25 protein-coding genes are annotated in these 19,644 nt (G+C 63.4%); 13 read left to right on the top strand and 12 right to left on the bottom strand.

What is annotated here, in order from left to right:
- Positions 1-5: 5 nt before the first annotated feature.
- On the bottom strand, positions 6-668 hold the full coding sequence (locus ACLMAJ_RS30160; RefSeq protein WP_412017301.1) for a hypothetical protein: 663 nt from the start codon (positions 666-668) through the stop codon (positions 6-8).
- A 121-nt stretch (positions 669-789) separates the two neighbouring features.
- Complete coding sequence (locus ACLMAJ_RS30155) at positions 790-1,152, bottom strand: DUF1304 domain-containing protein (protein WP_412017241.1); 363 nt, start codon at positions 1,150-1,152, stop codon at positions 790-792.
- A gap of 147 nt (positions 1,153-1,299) precedes the next feature.
- Here ACLMAJ_RS30155 and ACLMAJ_RS30150 point away from each other — a divergent pair, with 147 nt between their 5' ends.
- A complete protein-coding gene (locus tag ACLMAJ_RS30150; protein ID WP_412017240.1) occupies positions 1,300-1,782 on the top strand; it encodes a nucleoside deaminase in 483 nt (160 codons plus the stop codon).
- Between the two features lie 62 nt (positions 1,783-1,844).
- Here the strand turns inward: ACLMAJ_RS30150 and ACLMAJ_RS30145 are convergent, their stop codons facing one another.
- The gene (locus ACLMAJ_RS30145; protein ID WP_412017239.1) at positions 1,845-2,288 is read right to left on the bottom strand and encodes a nitroreductase/quinone reductase family protein; all 444 of its coding nucleotides are present in this window, start codon (positions 2,286-2,288) and stop codon (positions 1,845-1,847) included.
- A 93-nt stretch (positions 2,289-2,381) separates the two neighbouring features.
- Here ACLMAJ_RS30145 and ACLMAJ_RS30140 point away from each other — a divergent pair, with 93 nt between their 5' ends.
- Both ACLMAJ_RS30140 and ACLMAJ_RS30135 read left to right on the top strand, forming a co-directional pair.
- A complete protein-coding gene (locus ACLMAJ_RS30140) occupies positions 2,382-3,488 on the top strand; it encodes an alpha/beta hydrolase (RefSeq protein WP_412017238.1) in 1,107 nt (368 codons plus the stop codon).
- On the top strand, positions 3,427-4,680 hold the full coding sequence (locus tag ACLMAJ_RS30135) for a cytochrome P450 (protein WP_412017237.1): 1,254 nt from the start codon (positions 3,427-3,429) through the stop codon (positions 4,678-4,680). The genes ACLMAJ_RS30140 and ACLMAJ_RS30135 overlap by 62 nt, the downstream gene beginning before the upstream one ends.
- A gap of 95 nt (positions 4,681-4,775) precedes the next feature.
- Here ACLMAJ_RS30135 and ACLMAJ_RS30130 read toward each other — a convergent pair whose 3' ends face one another.
- From ACLMAJ_RS30130 to ACLMAJ_RS30115, 4 genes are all read right to left on the bottom strand, one after another.
- Positions 4,776-5,759 carry an ADP-ribosylglycohydrolase family protein gene (locus ACLMAJ_RS30130; RefSeq protein WP_412017236.1) on the bottom strand — a complete coding sequence of 328 codons (984 nt, stop codon included), beginning with the start codon at positions 5,757-5,759 and terminating at the stop codon, positions 4,776-4,778.
- Positions 5,760-5,901: 142 nt separating this feature from the next.
- Positions 5,902-6,207, bottom strand: coding sequence for a hypothetical protein (locus tag ACLMAJ_RS30125; protein WP_412017235.1), 306 nt, complete (start codon positions 6,205-6,207; stop codon positions 5,902-5,904).
- A gap of 31 nt (positions 6,208-6,238) precedes the next feature.
- On the bottom strand, positions 6,239-7,177 hold the full coding sequence (locus tag ACLMAJ_RS30120) for a WXG100-like domain-containing protein (protein WP_412017234.1): 939 nt from the start codon (positions 7,175-7,177) through the stop codon (positions 6,239-6,241).
- A gap of 139 nt (positions 7,178-7,316) precedes the next feature.
- Entirely contained in the window at positions 7,317-7,628 is a 312-nt protein-coding gene (locus ACLMAJ_RS30115; RefSeq protein ID WP_412017233.1) for a WXG100 family type VII secretion target, read from the bottom strand.
- 611 nt (positions 7,629-8,239) lie between these two features.
- On the opposite strand from ACLMAJ_RS30115, the gene ACLMAJ_RS30110 reads away from it, so the two are divergent.
- Both ACLMAJ_RS30110 and ACLMAJ_RS30105 read left to right on the top strand, forming a co-directional pair.
- Positions 8,240-8,815, top strand: coding sequence for a DUF3558 domain-containing protein (locus ACLMAJ_RS30110; protein WP_412017232.1), 576 nt, complete (start codon positions 8,240-8,242; stop codon positions 8,813-8,815).
- Between the two features lie 33 nt (positions 8,816-8,848).
- Positions 8,849-9,322, top strand: a complete 474-nt coding sequence (locus tag ACLMAJ_RS30105) for a hypothetical protein (protein ID WP_412017231.1) — start codon at positions 8,849-8,851, stop codon at positions 9,320-9,322.
- A gap of 199 nt (positions 9,323-9,521) precedes the next feature.
- Here the strand turns inward: ACLMAJ_RS30105 and ACLMAJ_RS30100 are convergent, their stop codons facing one another.
- Entirely contained in the window at positions 9,522-9,716 is a 195-nt protein-coding gene (locus ACLMAJ_RS30100) for a DUF397 domain-containing protein (protein ID WP_412017230.1), read from the bottom strand.
- Entirely contained in the window at positions 9,713-10,600 is an 888-nt protein-coding gene (locus ACLMAJ_RS30095) for a Scr1 family TA system antitoxin-like transcriptional regulator (RefSeq protein WP_412017229.1), read from the bottom strand. The genes ACLMAJ_RS30100 and ACLMAJ_RS30095 overlap by 4 nt, the downstream gene beginning before the upstream one ends.
- A 218-nt stretch (positions 10,601-10,818) precedes the next feature.
- Here ACLMAJ_RS30095 and ACLMAJ_RS30090 point away from each other — a divergent pair, with 218 nt between their 5' ends.
- From ACLMAJ_RS30090 to ACLMAJ_RS30065, 6 genes are all read left to right on the top strand, one after another.
- The gene (locus ACLMAJ_RS30090) at positions 10,819-11,205 is read left to right on the top strand and encodes a hypothetical protein (RefSeq protein ID WP_412017228.1); all 387 of its coding nucleotides are present in this window, start codon (positions 10,819-10,821) and stop codon (positions 11,203-11,205) included.
- The gene (locus tag ACLMAJ_RS30085; protein ID WP_412017227.1) at positions 11,202-11,543 is read left to right on the top strand and encodes a hypothetical protein; all 342 of its coding nucleotides are present in this window, start codon (positions 11,202-11,204) and stop codon (positions 11,541-11,543) included. Before ACLMAJ_RS30090 ends, ACLMAJ_RS30085 begins: the two co-directional genes overlap by 4 nt.
- Positions 11,540-11,872: a hypothetical protein gene (locus ACLMAJ_RS30080; protein ID WP_412017226.1), complete on the top strand. Its 333-nt coding sequence runs from the start codon at positions 11,540-11,542 to the stop codon at positions 11,870-11,872. The genes ACLMAJ_RS30085 and ACLMAJ_RS30080 overlap by 4 nt, the downstream gene beginning before the upstream one ends.
- Positions 11,873-11,892: 20 nt before the next feature.
- Complete coding sequence (locus ACLMAJ_RS30075; protein ID WP_412017225.1) at positions 11,893-12,078, top strand: hypothetical protein; 186 nt, start codon at positions 11,893-11,895, stop codon at positions 12,076-12,078.
- A 44-nt stretch (positions 12,079-12,122) separates the two neighbouring features.
- Positions 12,123-12,872 (top strand): ESX secretion-associated protein EspG, encoded by a 750-nt coding sequence (locus tag ACLMAJ_RS30070; RefSeq protein WP_412017224.1) that lies wholly within the window; start codon positions 12,123-12,125, stop codon positions 12,870-12,872.
- A 247-nt stretch (positions 12,873-13,119) separates the two neighbouring features.
- Entirely contained in the window at positions 13,120-14,472 is a 1,353-nt protein-coding gene (locus ACLMAJ_RS30065) for a hypothetical protein (protein WP_412017223.1), read from the top strand.
- A gap of 114 nt (positions 14,473-14,586) precedes the next feature.
- On the opposite strand, the gene ACLMAJ_RS30060 is transcribed toward ACLMAJ_RS30065, so the two are convergent.
- Positions 14,587-15,618, bottom strand: a complete 1,032-nt coding sequence (locus tag ACLMAJ_RS30060) for a hypothetical protein (protein WP_412017222.1) — start codon at positions 15,616-15,618, stop codon at positions 14,587-14,589.
- Between the two features lie 438 nt (positions 15,619-16,056).
- On the opposite strand from ACLMAJ_RS30060, the gene ACLMAJ_RS30055 reads away from it, so the two are divergent.
- Positions 16,057-16,857: a PIN domain-containing protein gene (locus ACLMAJ_RS30055; RefSeq protein ID WP_412017221.1), complete on the top strand. Its 801-nt coding sequence runs from the start codon at positions 16,057-16,059 to the stop codon at positions 16,855-16,857.
- 92 nt (positions 16,858-16,949) lie between these two features.
- Here ACLMAJ_RS30055 and ACLMAJ_RS30050 read toward each other — a convergent pair whose 3' ends face one another.
- Complete coding sequence (locus tag ACLMAJ_RS30050; RefSeq protein ID WP_412017220.1) at positions 16,950-17,975, bottom strand: NADP-dependent oxidoreductase; 1,026 nt, start codon at positions 17,973-17,975, stop codon at positions 16,950-16,952.
- A gap of 224 nt (positions 17,976-18,199) precedes the next feature.
- A complete protein-coding gene (locus ACLMAJ_RS30045; RefSeq protein WP_412017219.1) occupies positions 18,200-19,102 on the bottom strand; it encodes a TIGR03619 family F420-dependent LLM class oxidoreductase in 903 nt (300 codons plus the stop codon).
- A 172-nt stretch (positions 19,103-19,274) separates the two neighbouring features.
- On the opposite strand from ACLMAJ_RS30045, the gene ACLMAJ_RS30040 reads away from it, so the two are divergent.
- Entirely contained in the window at positions 19,275-19,643 is a 369-nt protein-coding gene (locus ACLMAJ_RS30040; protein ID WP_412017218.1) for a YciI family protein, read from the top strand.
- Position 19,644 lies beyond the last annotated feature (1 nt).

The raw sequence follows: 19,644 nt of genomic DNA, 5'->3' as shown, positions 1-19,644 counted from the left end.
CGGTGTCAGCCGACGAATTCGCGGTCGCCGTATTGGATGGTGTCGGGGACCCAGGTACCGCCGAGGGCGACGACGAACTGTTGGGTCAGCGCGAGGTCGGCGAGATCGGCTACCAGGATCAGAGTGCCTGCCTCACTGACGGAGCCGCCGACGAGATGGTCGCGGATGGTCGGGTCGGCGATCAAAGCGTCACGGAATCGGCGCACGTCGATACCGGCGACCTCGACGGTGAACGCGTCGATTTCCGGTGCGGTAGCAACCAGGTGTTCGAAGGTCAGCACCGATTCCTGCTGGAAGCGCGTACGGACCTGGTCGGCGATGCGGCGCAGATCGGGCGCGTCGACGCAGGCAAGGTGGAACTCGCGGGACCGCTCGTAGGTCGCCTGCTGTCGCTCTTGCGACCAGAAGACACCGCTGACCAGCGTAGAACCCACTGGAAGGCCGATGTTCCGCAAGGCGATCCCGCTCACCGCGAGTTCGAAACCCTCCAGCCGGGCACGCAGCCGTTGATCATCCGGGTCGGTGATGGTCGCGGTGTTGTCGGTGGCGAACAATTCCGCGGTGGGCCGCAAGGGATTTCCCACCGCGCACGCGGTCGGCGCAGCCTGCGCGGGCCCCGCTCCTCCAAAAACACCTGACGCGACGAACAGTGCCGCAACCGCCGCCATGACCCGCGAGGTGACCATCCCGATCCTTCCCGAGACCGACGAGCTCAGGCAAGGGCCGCGGTCGCACCCCGACAACACGGCCTCGCTCGCTGCTCCGGACCAGCACAACATGCTTCGGGCGTCAGCCCGCGATCAGGACCGCGGTGAGCGCGAGAGCTCCCGGTACTGCCTGCGCGAACAAGATGCGCAGATTCGCCGTCACAGCACCGTATACCCCGGCGATCACCACGCATGCCAGGAAGAAGACCTGAACCCGGAATCCCGTCGGGTCCGCCGCAATCAACCCCCACACCAACCCCGCCGCGAGGAACCCGTTGTACAGCCCCTGATTAGCGGCCAACGGCGCAGTAGCCGCCGCCATCTCGGCATCGAACCCGGACAACTCCCGCCCAGGCTTGCCTTCCCACAAAAACATCTCGAGCACCAAGATGTACGCATGCAACACGGCCACCAAGCCGACCAGGATGTTCGCGATAGTCGCCATTGCTCGCACAGTACTCGAGCCAACCCCTGAAAACTCGGCATCGAGCCGAGTCGGCCGCGTGTCGACCACGCCTTACCCACACTCCAACACGGCCACAGTGCCCCGAAATTCGACTCGTCCAGCGCCTCGTTGCCTATGATCCGCGACATGGTCAACGGCGCTGATCGCCACTATCTGAACAAGTGCGTAGAGCTCGCCCACGAAGCGCTCGCCGCGGGCAATGCCCCATTCGGGTCGATACTCGTTGTCAACGATCAGGTAGCGGCCACCGCCAAGAACGAAGAAGCATCGGGCGACCCGACCCAGCACCCCGAATTCGAGCTCGCCCGTTGGGCCGCACAACATCTCGACCCAGCAACACGTGCGGCCGCCACGGTCTACACCTCCGGCGAGCACTGCCCGATGTGCTCCGCCGCGCACGCATGGGCAGGCCTCGGCCGCATCGTATTCGCAGCCTCGACGCAACAACTCGCCGAATGGCGCGAGGAGTTCGGAGTAGCACCGGGGCCGGTACTCCCCTTGGCGATTACCGAGGTCGCACCGAACATCCCCGTCACAGGACCGGTACCCGAACTAGCTACGACGATGCGTGGCCTGCATCAGCGCCACGCAAGCCGGAACCCCACGTAGCCTGGAGAAGGATTTCCCCCGCAGACCGGTCAGCCCGTATTCGATGAACCTCGCTGGTTCGATCAGGCTGGTTCGACGCGGAATACCGCGATCCGATGCGCTGCCGCGGCGATCCCGTCCGGTGTGGCGGCATCGGCCAGGCCGGTGGTCACGAAGCGGTTGCCGACACTCGCCGGGCTGGTCGTCACCAATTCATGCAGCAGTGGACGACGTTCCTCCACCGACATTTCGACCAGGCGAGCGAGAGCGGACACGCGACCCCTTGTCAATGTGACAGTGCCCGCCACCCGCGCGTTCGCCACCCACGCGGCCTTCGGAAAGGCCTGGAAGATATATCGGCCGTTCCCCAGCGTGTTCACCGCGATCGGGAACGTACGCGACTGCCCGGTCCGTCGCCCCTTGACGGTGAGCAGTTGCATCGGCCCGAAAACGATACCCCTGCGATGCAATCCGACGATGACCTTGTTGATCGTGTTGGTCATCCGACGGTAGCTGTCTGCGTTCATGACACGAGCCTTCCTGGAAAATATCTGATCCGTATTCCATGAGTACCATATAGTATTGAATCAGTACGATACTGGATCTGGTCGGAGGTTGACATGCAAGAGAATTCGGAGCGGATGAAGGTGCGCTTCGCCAGCGACGGCACCGAGTGCGTCGCCTGGCACTATCCCGGGACCAACGGCGCCTGCGTGGTCATGGCGGCCGGCGGGGCGGTGACGAAAGAGCCGGGAACCGATCGGTTCGCGCGCCGATTCCATGCCGACGGGTTCACGGTGCTCGCGTTCGACTACCGGCATCTCGGCGAGAGCGGAGGACAACCGCGCCAGGTCATCCGGATGAACGAGCAGCTAGCCGATCTGGAGGCCGCCATCGCGTACGCCTCGAAGCTCCCCGGCGTAGACCCACACCGGGTCGCGATCTGGGGCTTCTCCCTGTCGGGCGGCCATCTTTGGCGGGCCGCGGCCCGCAATCCGCGACTCGGCGCGGTGATCGCCCAGACACCGCTCGCCGACGGATTGGCCGCCGCGAACATCGCGGGACGCCATCAGCGGCCACTCGCCATGCTGCGTTTCGTGGGCAGAGGCATCGTCGATGGCCTCGGCGGACTGTTCAGTCGACAACCACTACTAGTGCCGCTCGCCGGCGCGCCCGGCAGTGTCGCTTTGCTCGCAACGCCGGACGGTCGCGACGGCGACCGAGCGCTCAACCCGGACAACAGGTATCCGGAGTGGCAGCAGGTGATCGCCGCACGCACCGGGCTGCGGATCTCCATATACCGCCCCGGCCGCCACGCCTCTCGCATCACGAGCCCACTCCTGCTGCTCGTGTGCGACCAGGATCAGACCGCTCCGCCGCGGCCCGCAGTGCGGGCGGCGCAACGGGCTTCCCGAGCAGAGGTGGTTCGCCTGCCGGGCGGGCATTACGCGCCGTTTCTCGACTCGCACGAACAGGCTGTCGAGGTCGAACTGTCCTTCCTTCGTCGGAGTCTGCTCGCTTCGGCACGGGTGCCCGACGCCGGTGCACGCGGCCGCTCCGGCGCGCGCGGAGCTAGCCGTCGACGTAACCTTGCAGTGCTCTGCGCGGGTGGGACAGCTACGCTCGCAGCCTGTTTCGTCCTGCTCACTGACTGGAGTCACCTCTTTGACCACGCCAGAGTCGGCAACGACCCGTTCCTGCCCGGTCCCGCACGGATCGCCGATTGACACCAACATCCCCCGCATTCCGCTCTACTCAGAGGAATTCGCCGCGGATCCGCATTCGGCCTACCGCGACATGCGCAGTAAATACGGTTCGCTGGTACCGGTCGAACTGGCTCCCGGCGTGCCCGCCACGTTGGTGATCGGCTACTACACCGCGCTGCGGATCCTCAACGATCCCGACCATTTCCCCGCCGATTCGCGAACCTGGCAGAAAGATGTCCCCCGCGACTGTCCGGTACTGCCGATGCTCGAATGGCGTCCGGCCGCGATTCGCGCCGCGGGCGCGGAGCACGCCCGATACCGGGAGGCGACCGTTGCCGGGGTCAGCGAGATCGACATGTTCGCCCTGCATACCACTGTCGAGCAGATCGCCATACCGCTGATCAATTCGTTCTGCCAGGACGGCACGGCGGATCTGATCAGTCAGTACGCGTTCCCCCTATCCTTCACGGTGATCAATGCCGTGCTCGGCTGCCCGCAGGAGATCGGTGAGCGCGCCGCGGCCGGCATGGCAGCGATGTTCGAAGGCGTGAACGCCGCGGCGGGCAATATGATGCTCGCCTCGGCAATGAGCGATTTGGTCGCCCTCAAACGTGCCGAGTCGGGCGATGACATCATCTCTCGACTAGTGGCCCATCCCGCTCAGCTCGACGACGAAGAGTTGATGCACCAAGTGCTCATGTTCTACGGCGCGGGCATCGAGCCGACCCAGAACCTGATCACCAACACACTGCGGCTGATGCTCACCGACGACCGGTTCGGTGGCAGCATTATCGGTGGGACCCTCCCGACGTGCGACGCGCTGGACGAGGTGTTGTTCACCGACCCGCCGATGTCGAACTACTGCGTCACCTTCCCGAAGCAGCCGATCCTGATCGATGGCGTCTGGTTGCCCGCCCACCAGCCGGTCGTCATCAGCATGACCGGCAGCAATAACGATCCCGCGATCAGCACCGGGGAATACATCGACAATCGCTCGCACCTGGCCTGGAGCGCAGGACCGCACGCGTGCCCCGCACGCTCGGTAGCGTCAATGATCGCGCAGGACGCGATCGATCAGCTACTGGACGCCCTGCCCGAAATGCAACTCGCCGTTCCCGCCGAGGATCTCACCTGGCGTCCCGGCCCCTTCCAGCGCGCGCTGACCACACTCCCGGTCTCCTTCCCGAAATCCCCTCCGTTGCACATCTTTTAACCACGCACCGTCCCGTGGCAATTACCACAGTATTCGGGTTCGATGCGGCCACGCGATGATGACGATCTACGATGACCAGCGAGATCGACCGGTGGCTATCCTCGCGAAGTGCCGAACAGCCATCGTCGAACGCGGCCGGATCCAGGCATTATTGGCCGTCGCGTTCGGCGGCCCGGGTTGATCCAGCCTGGCAACGGTTCTCGCGCGGCAAGCCACGTCTGTGGCACCCCGACGATCGGACCGGGGCGTCCGCCGGTGCCGGTGTAAGCGGCGACGATCCCACCGACGATGGCGCTGGTGGTGTCGATATCTCCGTCTGCTGCAATACATGTGGTGATTGCGGCCGGGTAGTCGTTCAGATGCGTTGCCGCGACCCACAGTGTGAACGGCACCGTGTTCTGCGCAGTTACCAGGGACCCGTTGCCGAGCTCATCTGCGGCCTCCTCGGCGGAAGCTCCGAGCAGGGCGCGGGCGCGGCGAATCAGTCGGCTCGTGTCTCCGTCGTCGATGCGGTCGAGGATGGAGGTAATGAATGCCGTTGGTGTGGGCCGAGTCCCGATCAAGCGTGCATGCGCGGCCTGACTGGCGGCGAGCGCCACCGCGACCGCGCCGATGACCCCTTCGGGATGCAGATGCGTCACCTGTGCCGACAGGACCGCTTCGGCAGCAACCTTTTCCGGATCGCCAGCGTAAAAGGCACCCAGCGGAGCGACCCGCATGGCTGCACCGTTGCCACAGGAACCCTGGTGATCGAACGCGGCTTCGGCGGCTTCCCGCCAGTGCACGCCGTCGCGGATTCGACGCAATGTATCGACCGTTACGAAGCCGTAGTCACGGCACGGCTCGAACCGTACAGCGAAGGCGGCGGCAAGCCGGTCCTGATCGATCCCACCGTGACTGCGGAGTTCGGCGACCACGGTGCAGGCCATTTCGGTGTCGTCGGTCCACCCCCACTGGCCGGCTGAGAGATTGCCTGCACGAAGATCCGGAATCGACCGGCCCATGATGGGGAATTCCGCACCCAACGCATCCCCCACTGACAGTCCGTCCAGTGAATCGAGCATCAAGTCAACCTGCATCGCACCCATGGTAATCATGCCGGAGGGCAGCGCCCCCACAGCAAGGATGTAGCCGTGTCCGACGTGGACTCCAGACTGTGTGCCTGTCTCGGGTGAGGTTGGCTGTGAGAGGTCACCGTTGAATATCTCGACGCCATCGGGGTTAGTCGTTGTACGTGATCCGTCGGCCATCCTCGTCGTAGGCCGGTCGTCCGTCTTTGTCGAACCACTTGTCCGTTCTCGGGTCTCGAGTCCAGCCTTCGAACTCCGTGCCTTCCAGGTCATCGGAGAACCGACCACCGAACCCGGGCATTTTCCCCTCGGGTGCCGGGCCAGCGGCTCGGCGCTTCTCCTCGAATTCGGCAAATATCTTTTCGTTTTGGGCGATTTCCTCCTGCGAGAGTGTCAACCCGAGCTGTACGGCTTCCTCCGCAGTGTAAAAGAGCTTGCCACCGACTTTTTTCGGCATTGCCGGTCCTCCTAAATTTCGGCCATCTTGATCACCCATCGCCGCGTTGCCTCATCGAAGGTTTTGCTTTGGACGAGGAAATTTGCCCCCGACCCGAACAGAACCTCGTTACCGGGGCGGTCAAGGACTTGCCGCGGAGGTCGCTCGGGCCCTGTCTAAGAACCCGCACTTCTTCGTCGGTCAGGGCAGCGACGGTTGGCTGGCTCTTCCCCTTCCCTGTCCCTAGCCGATCGTATAGGTCCTTGACGGCCTGCTTGGCCTTCGTCATCGCAGTCTTCGCGCCGTCGGCAAGGCCCTTGAGCTGCAAGGCTTTACGTGCTCGCCAGGCGGTGACGGCCGCTTTGATCTTCACGGCCCATCTTCGTGCCGACTCGACAGCTTTAGCGCCGGCGATCACGCCGCCGACACCGGTAAGACATGTGGCGACGACGGTGATCGCTAGGTCGATCGCAGCTTCCTGGACGATAGCTTCCAGGAATCCCTTGATCTCGTTGCGTAGTTCTTCGATCGATTCTTTGTAGTCAGTGCAGGTCTTGCTGATCTGGTTGCACGTGTTGAGCAATTCTCCGATGGAGGTCTCTACGGTCTTCAGGTCTTCACGGACCTGCACAGCGTCCTTAGACGTCACTCCGTCGAAAAGGCTGGCCGCGATCGTGATCTTGTCTTTGGCGTTGGTGTTCTGGTGGATCGTGCCGAGCCGATCCCAAGCCTCGGCCGCCTTGGCCAGCGTCTCGGTGTTACCGTCCGGGAGCGGGCAATTGATGGCGTCGAGTACTTCGATGGACGCTTTCGCAATGCCTTGCGGAGTTCCTCCAGCTGCCGACGCCGGAAGGGCGTAAGGCCCGAAGGTCACCGTCGAGGCTGAGTCCTTCGGCCTTTCCGGTTGCGCTGTCCCCTTCAGCGTGGCATCGGACTTGGCATGTTCGAAACCGACGTCATTGAGGGCGGTGCCGTATGCACGCAGGGTCATTGGCTTTCGCCTCGAGCTCCGCCAGCCGATCGGCAACGGCCGCCATGTACCCGCGCACGCGAGCGGCCAAATCCTCGAGCTTGTCGAGGTCGACCGAGAATGCTGGCGTATCGGTGGTCATAAGCTGTTTAACCCCATTTCAGGGTAGATCCAGGGAGCTGACACCGGACGCGTTCGACTGATCGGTCGCACGGAGGGTTTCAGCTGTGACCCCCAGCTTCTCGGCCAGCTCGAACAACGCGTCCCACACTTGGTCAGCGCCTTCGTGGAACTCCTCCCACGCGGCGGTAAAAGTTCCGGCGTTGTTCCCGACCCAGCCGTCGATCGTGACCCGCGCATCGGTCACCAGCGACGAGTACCCGGACCGACATTCCTCCGCTACCTGAAATGCCATGCGCCCCAACACTTTGACTTCCTCAGGCTGAATTGACAGAGACGACGAATCCCCCATAGTCGACAGTCCCCTCGTCAATCAGGCCCAGAGCGGGCGCGCTGTCCCGTCAGATCTTCGCTGGGACCGTACGCCTAGGAACAACGGACAGCAAACCGCTGTCACAGCTATCACATCCGCTGGTACGAACCGCGCGGTGCTGGTCGATGCCCGGACATCTCGATCCGTGCGGTAGATACCGGGCGCGGAGATGCCAAATGATGCGCTCGTGTGTCTCCTCGCGCGCTTCTCTAACCCTGACCTGCCCTGGCCTGTGATCCGGTAAGGCGGGCACGCCGGGCTTACGGAGGCGCGCAGTGGAGGATCGGACGTATGGGCATTGGTAGCGATGCCTTGGAAGCCGCCGCTTCAGCTCCCGACTATGATTGAGCCATGGGCCGATGACCTGGGGATCACACTGGGGCCGCGAGTTCGGTTGTGGCAGTGCTCAGTTCATCCCGAGCTTCTCCGCGATCAGCGCCAGAGCCCGCGCGTTCACGCTATGCAGGCGTGCTCGGGCCGTCCCGCGGCGCGGTGGTCGCTTGCCGCCGGGTCGACCCGCCGGTACGGTCATTTCAGCTGAACGGGGGGCGGGGAGCCGATCCGACCCTGACGACCATCGGAAGGATCACATGGCCCGCAAAGGGAACGCGCTCGTCGGCGCGGCATTCACGGTTGGTGCTGCTGTCCTGCTGTCCGGGTGTGGGTCATCGACCAATGGGGGTGCCACGCCCGCAGCGAGTTCGACGAGCGCGGGGCCGTCGATGGCGGCGGATGTACCCAGTGGTTATGACCCGTGTAAGGACGTCCCGCAGAGCGTGCTGGATTCGGAGAAGCTGCACGGCAAGGAACTTGCCAACAGCGATACAAGCGGTGGGGCCAAGTGGCGTGGTTGCGCCTGGGTCCGGTCGAACGGTTACGCCGTGAGCATCACCACCACCAACCTCACCATTGATCTCACCCGCAGCCGGAACTTTCCCGAAGCCACCGAGTTCACGATCAACGGCAGGCGCGCGATCTCGACGCGCCAGTTCGATGGTGCCTTCATCAAAGAGGCGTGCACGGTGAATGTCGAGATGAAGGACGGCAGTATCGATTTCAACCTGAGTAATCCACCATCAAATCGAGACACAGGCAGCATCGACTCGTGTGTGCTTGCTCGGGGTCTGGCCGAAAAGGTTGTGCCCAGCCTGCCCGCCAACGCCTGATTGATCCACGGATCGACCGGGGAGAGGACCGACATGGCAAACGATGACAAGAGTCCCGCGACCCCGCTGGCAAACCTGATCAGCGACGCCCGCGAGGGCCGGTTGTCGGTGCGAATGGATCTCGAGAAGTTCGTCTATATCGACCGTGACTGCGACTACTTCAAGGACCAGATCCGCCAGATACAGCGAACGATGACCCAGGTCTCGAGACAAGAGAAGTGGGGTCTCGGCGAGGGTTACCTTGCGCAGGGCGACCGGGACCTGTTCTCCGCCAAGACGATGGTCCACCGCTGGCGTGAGAAATCCCAAGGTTCCGAGAACAGCGTCTACGCCGTTATGGAATCGCACCACAAGGTCATCGAAGACTTCCAAACCCTCTTCCGCACCGTCCGCGAACGCATCACCAGTGTTGACACCGACCAGGCGGCGAAATACCAAGACCTGGAGGCGAATCTGCCGAAGCAGGCACCCACCAACCCTAAGATCTTCTCCTGGCCTGGACTGTAGGCTCCGCGTTCACACATACCCTCGGCACGATCGCACACCCGGCTTTCCGCACGACACGCTCGTCCGAAACCGGAAGCTATGCGCGAGCTCGGATTTAGCGCGTATGTAGTGGTGCGCTCGCCGTACAGACGACAAACGGCCCCACACGACATCAGACCCATCAGGATAGGTCTGCTCTGGGGTCGGCATTGCGCCAAGCTCAGACGAGGCGGTCGAACTCTCCCCCCGCAACACCCGCAGTGAAGGCATCCCACTCGCCGGGCGCGAAGACCAGCGCCGGGCCGGTCGGGTTCTTGCTGTCGCGTATTCCGACCATCCTGTGGTCAAGGAAGGCGACTTCCACACAGTCGCCCCCTTGCTTGCTGTAGCTGCTCTTGAACCACTCGGTGTTCACCGAGGTAACTCCTTCGCGATCTTGGACAGATAAGCGCGGGTCTTGGCCCCGCTCAATGTGGACCGCTCTATGTCGGCCCAAGATCGACGATACCGCGCCACCTGGTCAGGCTTCTGAAGATACAGGTTGCCGCCCCCGGCCCCTCCTTCGATGAACGCAACCGAGGGCTCAGGTTCGAGGCCGGCTGTCCCCGCGAAGTCGAGGATGATGAAGTGGCCTTCCTCAGTGCCACGGTAGATGCCGGCGTCGAATGGCACGAGCCGGACACTGACGTTGGGTAGCCTCGAAACCTCGGCGATGCGGTGCAGTTGACCGGCGGCGAGTTGGGGATTGCTGAGCAAGCGGCGGATGACGCTTTCGTCGAGTACCGCGTCCAACCTCGGCTTGGATTCGGTGAGAACCCCTTGCCGACGCATCCGGACCTGGACGTGACGCTCAACCTCCTCGGGCGTCAGGTCGGGGCTGGTGCAGAGCAGACTGCGGGCGTAACTCTCGGTTTGCAGCAAACCTGGAATGCGGGCGTTCTGGTATATCGAAAGAGCGGTGGCTGTGCCTTCGAGGGCGATGTAGACATCGAGCTTGTCGGGCGAAACGACATCGCTGAAGTCATACCACCAGCCACGAGCTGATTCCGCTTCTGCGGCAATGGCTTTCAGCGTCGCCCTGGTTTCGGGTGTTGCATGGTAGATCTCGCAGAGTTTGTCGATGTAGATCGGCTTGAGCTTGCACGGCTGCCCTTTGAGCATCTTCGTCACGGTGACGTGGTGCAGGTTGACCTGTTCCGCCACATCTTTGATGTAAAGCCCGGACTCTCGATGCAGCTTCGACAGGATGCGAGCAACCTGACGACGAGGGACCGATGGGACGGCGGGCTGTGCAGGCATGGAATCTTCTCCTCGCTTTGACCGGGACAAATGCGAATCTGGCGCTAGATTACTACGTTTTTTCGAAGTGAAGAATTTTGGCGTAAAGATTGTGAATTCACCTGCATGGGTGTGAGCTGAACATGCGCCTCGAGAGTGGCCGTCGCAAGTGCATCAGCCACGTGGAAATGCTCAGGACGCATAACAATCCACCACACCGACCAGGTTCCGGGGGAACCATGACACCTACGCACACCATCGAGCCGCAGCAGACGATCGATGCGAGCGACAAACCGAAAGCCATTGGGTTCGTGCGCAATGACGTTTCCGGGCAGGCAGCGCCACGTCACGCCACCGATATCCAGCGGCACGCTCGCACGCTCGGCTACCAGTACATATACACAGTCCGGCCACCGGCCGATGTTCACGATCCGATCGGGTATGTGCTCGGTATGGCAGCTGGTATCGGCGTGCAAGCGATCGTCGTCTTCGACCTCGGTCACGTGGACTGCTTGCCCGCGTTGATCTGTGACGAGGGGTTCGATCTGGAAACCGTTTGCCCGCAAAGCACTTGGGCGCGCTCGGCCCAGTGCTCGCCCGACGTCGAGATGGGGGCCGCTCGATGAACGAAGACGCTCTGCTCATCCCGCCGAATGTCTGCGGCTTGGCCGAGGTCGAGTTGGCGCACGCACAGATGCGCCTACACCGGGCGTGCCGGATCGAGCGGTGCGTGTGGAAGCGAGCCGCCTACTACACGCTTGTACGGCACAGCCGGATCACGCCACCGACGCTCAGCCCGCGCGAACGCGCCCATCGGCGTGGTATCGAGTTCCCGAAGGGCGCCATCCCCTCTCTGCCCGAAGGCACGCCCGAACTCCAGACATTCCAAGATGTGCTCGACGGACTCGCGCAGCTGGCGCTACCAACAAACCGGGCAACGGATGCGGGCGGTGAATCACCATGAGCGCATGGCAAGTGGTGCACGGCATCCTCGCGGTCGTCGGAGGCGGCACGTTCGCGATGCTCGGGGTGGCGTGCGTGTGGCCGATCAACCTGCCACGTCACGACCGGCCCACCGGGCACTGTCGATTGCGACCGGTCGAATGGCCGAAGGCATGGACATGCGGCCCACCCGATGAGCCGTTCACCCTCGCCGACGCCCATGTGGCGATGCAGCTGCATTGCGAGCACGACTGCGCGCGCAAGCACGCCGCATTCGACGCGCTGGTGGCGGCAGGACGCATCCACCGCGATTCAGCACGACGACACCGACTCTGGGGCAAACCCTGGTGAATCAGCACGAAGGGCGGTCTATGACCCACGAACCGGATTCGATTGCCGCACAATTGCGTTCGGCCCGAGCGAGAGCCGAGCAGGCCGGATATCGCTTAGTACGCGCCGAGTATCCACCATACGGCTGGAAACTGCTGGACGCGGAAGACGACGAACCCATCCACAGCGGCAGCCTGGACCAGATCGACGCGTGGCTGAAGTCGTAGCGGCGCGAAACCCATTCTCACTCACGATCGATTGGATCTTGCCGATGTCCGAATGGACCTGGGAGCCTGACGATTTCGCAGCACTTTGGCTCACCACAGCGTATAACCGCTTCCCCGACCCACTCCGCTTCACCAGCCGCTTCGCCCGCCGCGACGACTTCGACGCCCACCGAACCACCGTGCGCGAGCGCTACTCCCGCGACGAACTCGAACAGATCGAGCTCGCCCTGCACACCTTGACCACCTCGACGATACGCATCCAAATCTTCGGCGGCACAACCCAACATGAACACCCCGAGGGCGGAGTGCGGGTCTACCGCATCGTCGGCGCACGCACCAACCATCACGCGATGTCGCTGACTCAAACCACTGTCGGCGACACCAATGGCCCCATCCGCTGCCGCCTCTTCCCCACCGACCACCTACCCGCGCAACTCGTCGGCTGCCTCCCCCAGTGCAATCCAGGCACTCAACCGCCACCGACCTTCCACCTCGAAGACCTCAGCGACCATCCCGACAGCACCACCCCGCGCGAACACTACCAACGCCTCTTGCATCGCCCCGCTGACGGCGGCGGCTCCGCGCTGCTCTACACCGGCCCCATCGACACACCGGACAAACCCCGCACCACCGTCCAATGGCACGACATCACCGACGACGGCCGCTACACCGAACTCCACGACCGACATGGCCTTATCCGCCCCACCGCCCCAACTGATCTCGCCGCCCACTTCACCACCTGGATCGACCGCTCTACGCGAAACCCGCTCGAAGCCATGGAGAATCGCCGGTAGTCGCCTCGCGCACAAACCCGCCGCCCGACGAATGGCAGGTTCGCATGGTTGTCGCAACACTCTCGATTCCAGAGGTTGCGGCGACTGTGTCGCTCCGGGATCTGGTTCAGATGATCGACTGGCTCGACTGATCGGCTCCTCGTCTTGCATTGAAAGCCACTGCTGCACAGCGGGGTTGGCGAGGCACCTCGCTGGTCCTTGCACTCGGTGACAACTGCCGTCACGAGCGCAGACCGAAGTCCTGTCGATGAAGTTTAAGAAATCTCTAACGATTGATGAAGAGGCACTGAAGATCCCGTCCCTATTGTCGGTCTCGCCGGATCCATCCCGAAATGCACAGAAGATTTTGGAGAGGCGGTACGGACGCATGGCGCCAAACGTCACGGACGACGATTCTGCTTGGGAACTCTTCGAACCCGAACGGGATTGGACTGCGCCTCAGGGACCTGACAATCCGGGACTCGGGCGAGTGCTGCATACCGTCGACGGGACGAGCGTGCTCGGAGAACCTGACGGACCGGGGCTGACGCGCATTTTCCGCAGTTCTGATGGGCAAGACGGACATGAACCCGGACCAGGCGAACCCAGAGTCGTCCACATCTTCCACGCACCACCGCTGAAAGAGCTGAAAAAGCTGAAACCCCCGCCCGGTGCGTCGGATGGTTTCAAAGCATATTTCGCGAAGGCTGAGACCGCGATTCAGACCGCAGTCGATCAGCTCGGTCCTGGTACGGCCGCCCCTCCGCCGCAGTCGGCCACACTTCTGAAATCGGTGGCGCCCGAGGATCTCGGCACCGGCGCGGCCACCGAGGCATACATGCAGTCCGTGGCCGAGGTCGACACGAAAAAGGAGTCGCTGCTGCGGATGGACGACAAAGTGCTCCATACGTCCGTCTTCGTGGCCAACGAACAGAATCGGACGCTGAGCTCTATCAAGACCATCGTCACCGAGCTCGCCGACAAGGTCGAAGCCGCGGGTACCGGCAAGCTGAAGCCCGCAAAGGAGACAACCCTGCTGCGGCAAGTAGCCGCTGCCGTCGAGGCCGTGTGGGACAAGGTCAACGTGACGTCGCAGACCAACAACGACATCGCCTATGGGAGCGGCTCCCGGCTTGTCGCAAGCGGCAAAGCTCCGATCGACAGTGTCGGCGCCGGCATCGATTCCGGTGGTCTGGCCGGGATGATTCAGGCGATGGCACCGATGGGCATGACGGCAATGCCTCTGACACAAGGGCTATCGGACCTGCCCGGCAGCCAAGGCGCTATATACGAGGATCGGATCGGCAACCCGTCACTCCCTCCGAATGGCCTCCCCGCGACGCAGGTTCCCGGTACTACCCACTCGCCGGGCATCGCCGCCACGCAGCACATGTCCGGTGCCACCTCCATCTCCGGACAACCCCCGCAGATGTCGTCCGCGATCAACAGCTCCGGTACGGGTCGTCCCGAATTGGGTTCGCTCACAACGCCGTGGTCGAGAATCGCGAGACCCGGCTCCCGCATTCAACGACACGTTGATAACACCAGTTCCGATGAAGACCCGCTGGTGACCTACATCAGCGCGGATGCCGAGGACGCAGCCGTGGCTGAAACCATCTGATGACCAATGGATTAGGTGTCCTCACATGTGCGCCAGACCCTGATCCTCTTCGAAAAATACGAAACCTACTGCGGGCGGGCTGAATTCCCTACAAGTCATGCCTCTGACAACAACTCAACTGGAACGAATCTCGGTGCCTTGACACGTTTCGAAATACGGAGTATCCGCGGGGTTGCCCTCGGCATCGAAACAGCGGACGTAGACATCGGTTCCCCGCGCTGACGCCGAAGAACCCCACGCCTCGATCTTGCAATAGCTGGGAAAGATGCCGGAGGCACCCACCCACACAGAGTTGGGAGTATCGAATATTTCGCTGTGATGCATCTGGTACCAACCCTTTCCGAGGTGGTAGGCGGTGTTGGTGCCAGGAAAGCCGCTGACCTGGCCGGTGTTGTAGGAGCGGTCCGGAGTGTAGGAAGCAGCGAATTGGTTACCGGCATACGCGCGAGCTCCTTGGTGCGCCACAGTCGACCGCGTTACTTCTTCGTCGTAGTTGAGGATGAAACCCGTGTCTACGCGGTCCCGTTCGTTCCAGCCCTGAACAACCACTTCCAGAATGCTCGGGTCGTTCGAGGAACGAAAAGGCAAGCCCGCGACACAATGTGCGTCCGACCCTCCCACCGCTGTGACCTGCGCAAGACCCGGATTTTTGGTGCCGAGGCCCGGCAGGATTACCCGGTAGATCCCGGTCTGTTCGTGCCGAATACTCAGTCCGGGGGGCACGTACCCGACCGAACTGTGGGCCATCGCGGTCGGGGTATAGGGGCTGTTCGGGTTTCGACGGTGGTTTGCGATCGCCGTGCCGTCTTCGGTCGTTTCGAGAAACGCCGCCTTAGGTGTCTTCCGTGGGGGCGGTGCCAGCGGTTGTGCCCACGAGGAGTCCTCGGGGCGAGGGGAGCCGCTGAACGAGAAGACAAACCTGGAGTTGACAGGTGTGCCATTGAGGGCGAGGCAGAGAACGAAGAACCTGGAATACCAACCTCTTAGAGCGCCCCCCAGCTCCTCGTAATCGGGCACCGACGGCTGGTAGAACTTGCACCGCGTGTTGTCATTGCCGTACGCGACGACCTGAGCCTGATAGGGAGCGAAGGGATCATGTCCGCCGACGTGGACCCAGTATTTGCCAGCGGTGCCCCGCCCAATCACGGCGATGTTGTGCTTGTCTTCCCACCTCGAAGGCACAGGCGCGGCCCACTTCCGCGGAGGGATATGGACCTCATCCTTCTCCAAGTCCGGCTTATCAACCCATGCAAAGTCCTGACGCCCACCTACACTCACGGCGACCTCCTACCACGCGCCTGCGGTCCATAGAAGGACGAGTCGGCGGCCGGTATCTCGCCCTCGGCCCGAGCGGACGATCGACAGAAGGCCGAAAGACCCGCGACGAGACGATTGTCTACCGGAAAGATCCCGATGGGCACGAGTAGACAACTACTCGCCATATAGGCCGCTGACCAGCATTTACGTTGTTTTTCGCCGTCACTACCCGAACCCCTTCCATCACGCGAAGGGTGATCGTATGTTTGATTGGTGTCAGGTTTGCCAAAGCCACCGGAGTTCGGATCCCAGGGGGAGGACCCGCCGTTGCGCTCCCCCGTGGCCCTGGTTCATCGCGATTTTTTCCTCGCGCCGGCGGCATCGGAGGAGTCCGACGCCCGTCGGATCCTCGGCCTCACGGCGAGCTATCAGGCGGCGCTGGCCCCGGTCGGTCAGGATCCTGGTCTACGCCGGCAGATCGACATGCTACGTAGGGATTGCTCGCTCGAGGTCCCCGCCGGCGACCGCGAGTCCTCGCGGAGCTGGGTTGATATCCGCAGCCAGCGGGGGGCGATGCACGCCGTCGCGTGGATTTGTGCCATCGTCCTGACTTATGGCCTGGCCCTGATCGTCCTCGCCGTGCTCGTCGTCTCCCGCCGCCAGAGCAACCAACAACACAAGGCTTCCGACTCCCCGCAGGAGATCCGCCGGGTGCAGGTCAGCCAGTTCTGGGAACGTGAGGCGCACATCGAACAGCTTTCCCCCGGCACCAGTTCGGCCCGGACCTCGCGCATCCTGATGGGAGTCACACAGGAGCAATCCCGGGAGCTGACGGTGAACTTGTGCCTACCACCGATCCCCTCGGTCGGTCCCGAGTTGACCCGCAAGCTCGGCAGCGCCACCAGCCTCGAGCAAAGCCGGGAGGTCGAGACGACTATCCAACTGTCCAACGACCGTACGGGGTACTACAGAAGGATCGCCATCTGGCACGTGGTCGATTACGTGCGGATCGAGGCATTGGCCGCCGGCAACAGCGGGTTGGGATGGGCGCCCCGGACCGCTATGCGCTACAGCGGTTCGGAGCAAGTGGCCACGTCCTACGTCGACATCGCGAAGGCCGATCTGTAGGTCGCGCTCGCCTCACGCGGGTTCCGGTAGAAACGGCGCATACACAACGAAGTTCGCTGGCCTGGAGGCATCCATATCTCGTGTCCGTCATGTCAGGACTCTGCGATCTTGACCAGCTGCTTGCCGAGGTTGCGACCCTCGAAGACGGCACGCAACGCGCTCGGCGCGGATTCCAGTCCACTGCTGACGGTCTCGGCAATGGTGATCGCTCCCTGGGCCTGCCAGTCACGCAATGCCGTAAAGGCTTCCGGGAAACGGTCGAGGTAATCGAGGAAGATGAACCCTTCCATACGCGCCCGGTCCAGCGCGAGCCTCATATAGTTCCGCGGCCCACATGCCGGATCGGCGCCCTGATACCCGGAGGAGATGGCCCCGGCCAGGACGACACGCGCACGACAGGCCAGGTGCGCCAAACCATGCTCGAGGATACGGCCGCCCACACCGTCGAAGAAGACGTCGACGCCGTTGGGGGCAAGACGGGCCAGGCAGGCATCGATATCGTCGTGTTTGTAGTCGATGGCGGCATCCAGACCCGCATGCTCGGTGATCCACAAGCACTTATCCGGGCCGCCGGCGATACCGATGACCGTGCAGCCCAAGACTTTTGCGATCTGCCCCGCGATGGACCCAGTGACACCGGCCGCCGCCGAAACCAGCACCGTCTGGCCGGGCTCGGGACGGCCGATATCCGTCATACCGAAGTACGCGGTCAAACCCGGCGCTCCGAACAAACTCAGCATCGACGTAGGCGGCACACCTTCGGGCACCACGTTCAATCCGAACAACCCGCCCGCCGACCGGACGACATAGTCCTGCCACCCCACCATTCCCGCGACCCAGCTACCCACTGGACAATCCGGATCGTTCGAGCGCACCACCCGCCCGACACCACTACCGCGCATCACCGCGCCGACCGGCACGGCGTCGATGTAGTTGTCAGCCTCATTGAGCCAGCCCCGCTGGGTTGGATCGATCCCCAGCCAATGCACCCGAATCAAGGCCTCTCCCGGCCCCGGAACGGGCACCGGCACACTCCTCAACTCGAAATCCTTGTCCCGCAGCGCCCCTACCGGCCGCCGCCCCAACACCCACTGCCTGTTCACCACCACATCCACCACCAGGCGATGCTAGATCGCCTACACCCCGCCGCTCGACCCCATTTACCCCCGCGCGGAACGCACGACATTCGGCAACACAGGGCGTTCCAGCAAGTGATGGTGGCTCGGCTGAGTCTTTGACCTGCCCCTGCCGTCGGCATTCGCGAACATCGCAGGAGAGGACTAGGAGCGGCACGCCGCGCTGTCCATCGGCACGGTGACGGCGATTGGGCGCTGGATCGGTTCTACGGCGTTGTCAGGTCGAGTTCCGTCGCGAGCGCTTCCAGCAGTTCGACCTGCTGCTCCGGGGCGCAGGGCAGGAGATGGAGCGCAATGTGCATCTCGTCAGCGCCGACGGCCGCCGCGCGGTCGAGGTCGCTCAGCGCGGCGTCGGTGAAGGCGCGGGGTGATGGTTGACCGTCGCGATGGGCCGGCATCGCGTTCACTACGACGGTGCCGGTGCCGCCGGCCTCGCGATACCAGCGGATGTGAGTACGGGTGTCGTCCCAGTCGACCGCGGTGGTGACGAAGCCGTCTGCGATGCGGGCTGCCCGTTCGATGGTGTGGCGGGTTATCGCGCCGATGAACAGGGGGATGGTGCTTCCGCAGGGCTTTGGGCCGACCGTGGACAGTGGGATCCGGTAGTGCTCACCATGGAACTCGACGGGGTCGGGGGCCCAGCAGGCCCGCATTGCGGCGATGTGCTCGACGAATCCAGCGCCTCTGCGGCTGGTCGGCACGCCTGCCGCGATGAACTCCTCGGGGATGTAGAACGGTGGCAGCCGAGTTCCGCCGCCTTGGCCGATGCCGACATCCAATCGCCCCCCGGACAGCCGATCGAGGGTGGCCAGCCTGCGAGCGAGGATGACGGGCGGCTGGAAGATCGAGTTCACGATGTCTGTGGTCACGCGGATCCGCCGGGTGTGCGCGGCCGCCCAGGTCAGCATCTCCAGCGAGTCCCAGGCGTGGGACTCGGGCACACCCGCGTCGTTGTTCCAGTGCGGTCCGATCGGGATAAGCATCCGATCGCTGGCGGACACGGCGTGGAATCCGAGCCGTTCGGCCGCCTGGGCCACGGTGACCACGGCGTCGGGGGCGGCGTAAGGGTCGATGTAGGGCAAGCTGACGCCGATGCGTGGCAGGTTCATTCATATACTCCAGTGATCGCCGTTGGTTCGGAACGTCCAGGTGGCACGCTCTTCGGAGGGGTAGTCGGAGTCGGCGGCAGATTCTTGCGGTCCGCTCCGCAAGAATGCGCTATCGACTCCGACTTGATGGTGAACGGCGCCGAGGGGCTGCCCGACCATCGAAGGAGACGACGTGAAGTTCTTGTTGATCATGCACAGCAACCCGCAGATCTGGGATGCGCTGACGGAGGAGGAGCGCAACGCGGTGATGAGCGGCCACGGCGCGTTCATGGAGACCATCACGAAGTCCGGGGAGATGATCAGTACCACCGCGTTGGCCGACCCGTCGCAGGCCGCGGTGGTCAGGGTCCGGGCCGGCGTCCCTGCTGTGACCGACGGACCTTATCTCGAGGCCAAGGAGTACCTCGGCGGCTACTACCTGGTGGAGTGCGACAGCCGGGAGCGGGCCCTGGAGCTGGCGGCGCTCATCCCCGACGCCGGCGTCGACGGCCTCGGCATCGAGGTGCGGCCGGTGGTCTTCGCGGGCACGGCCGACGGCTGAG

The organism is Nocardia arseniciresistens (assembly GCF_046764875.1).
GTDB classification, from domain to species: Bacteria; Actinomycetota; Actinomycetes; order Mycobacteriales; family Mycobacteriaceae; genus Nocardia; species Nocardia arseniciresistens.
This window is presented reverse-complemented; position numbering and strand designations above follow the sequence as displayed.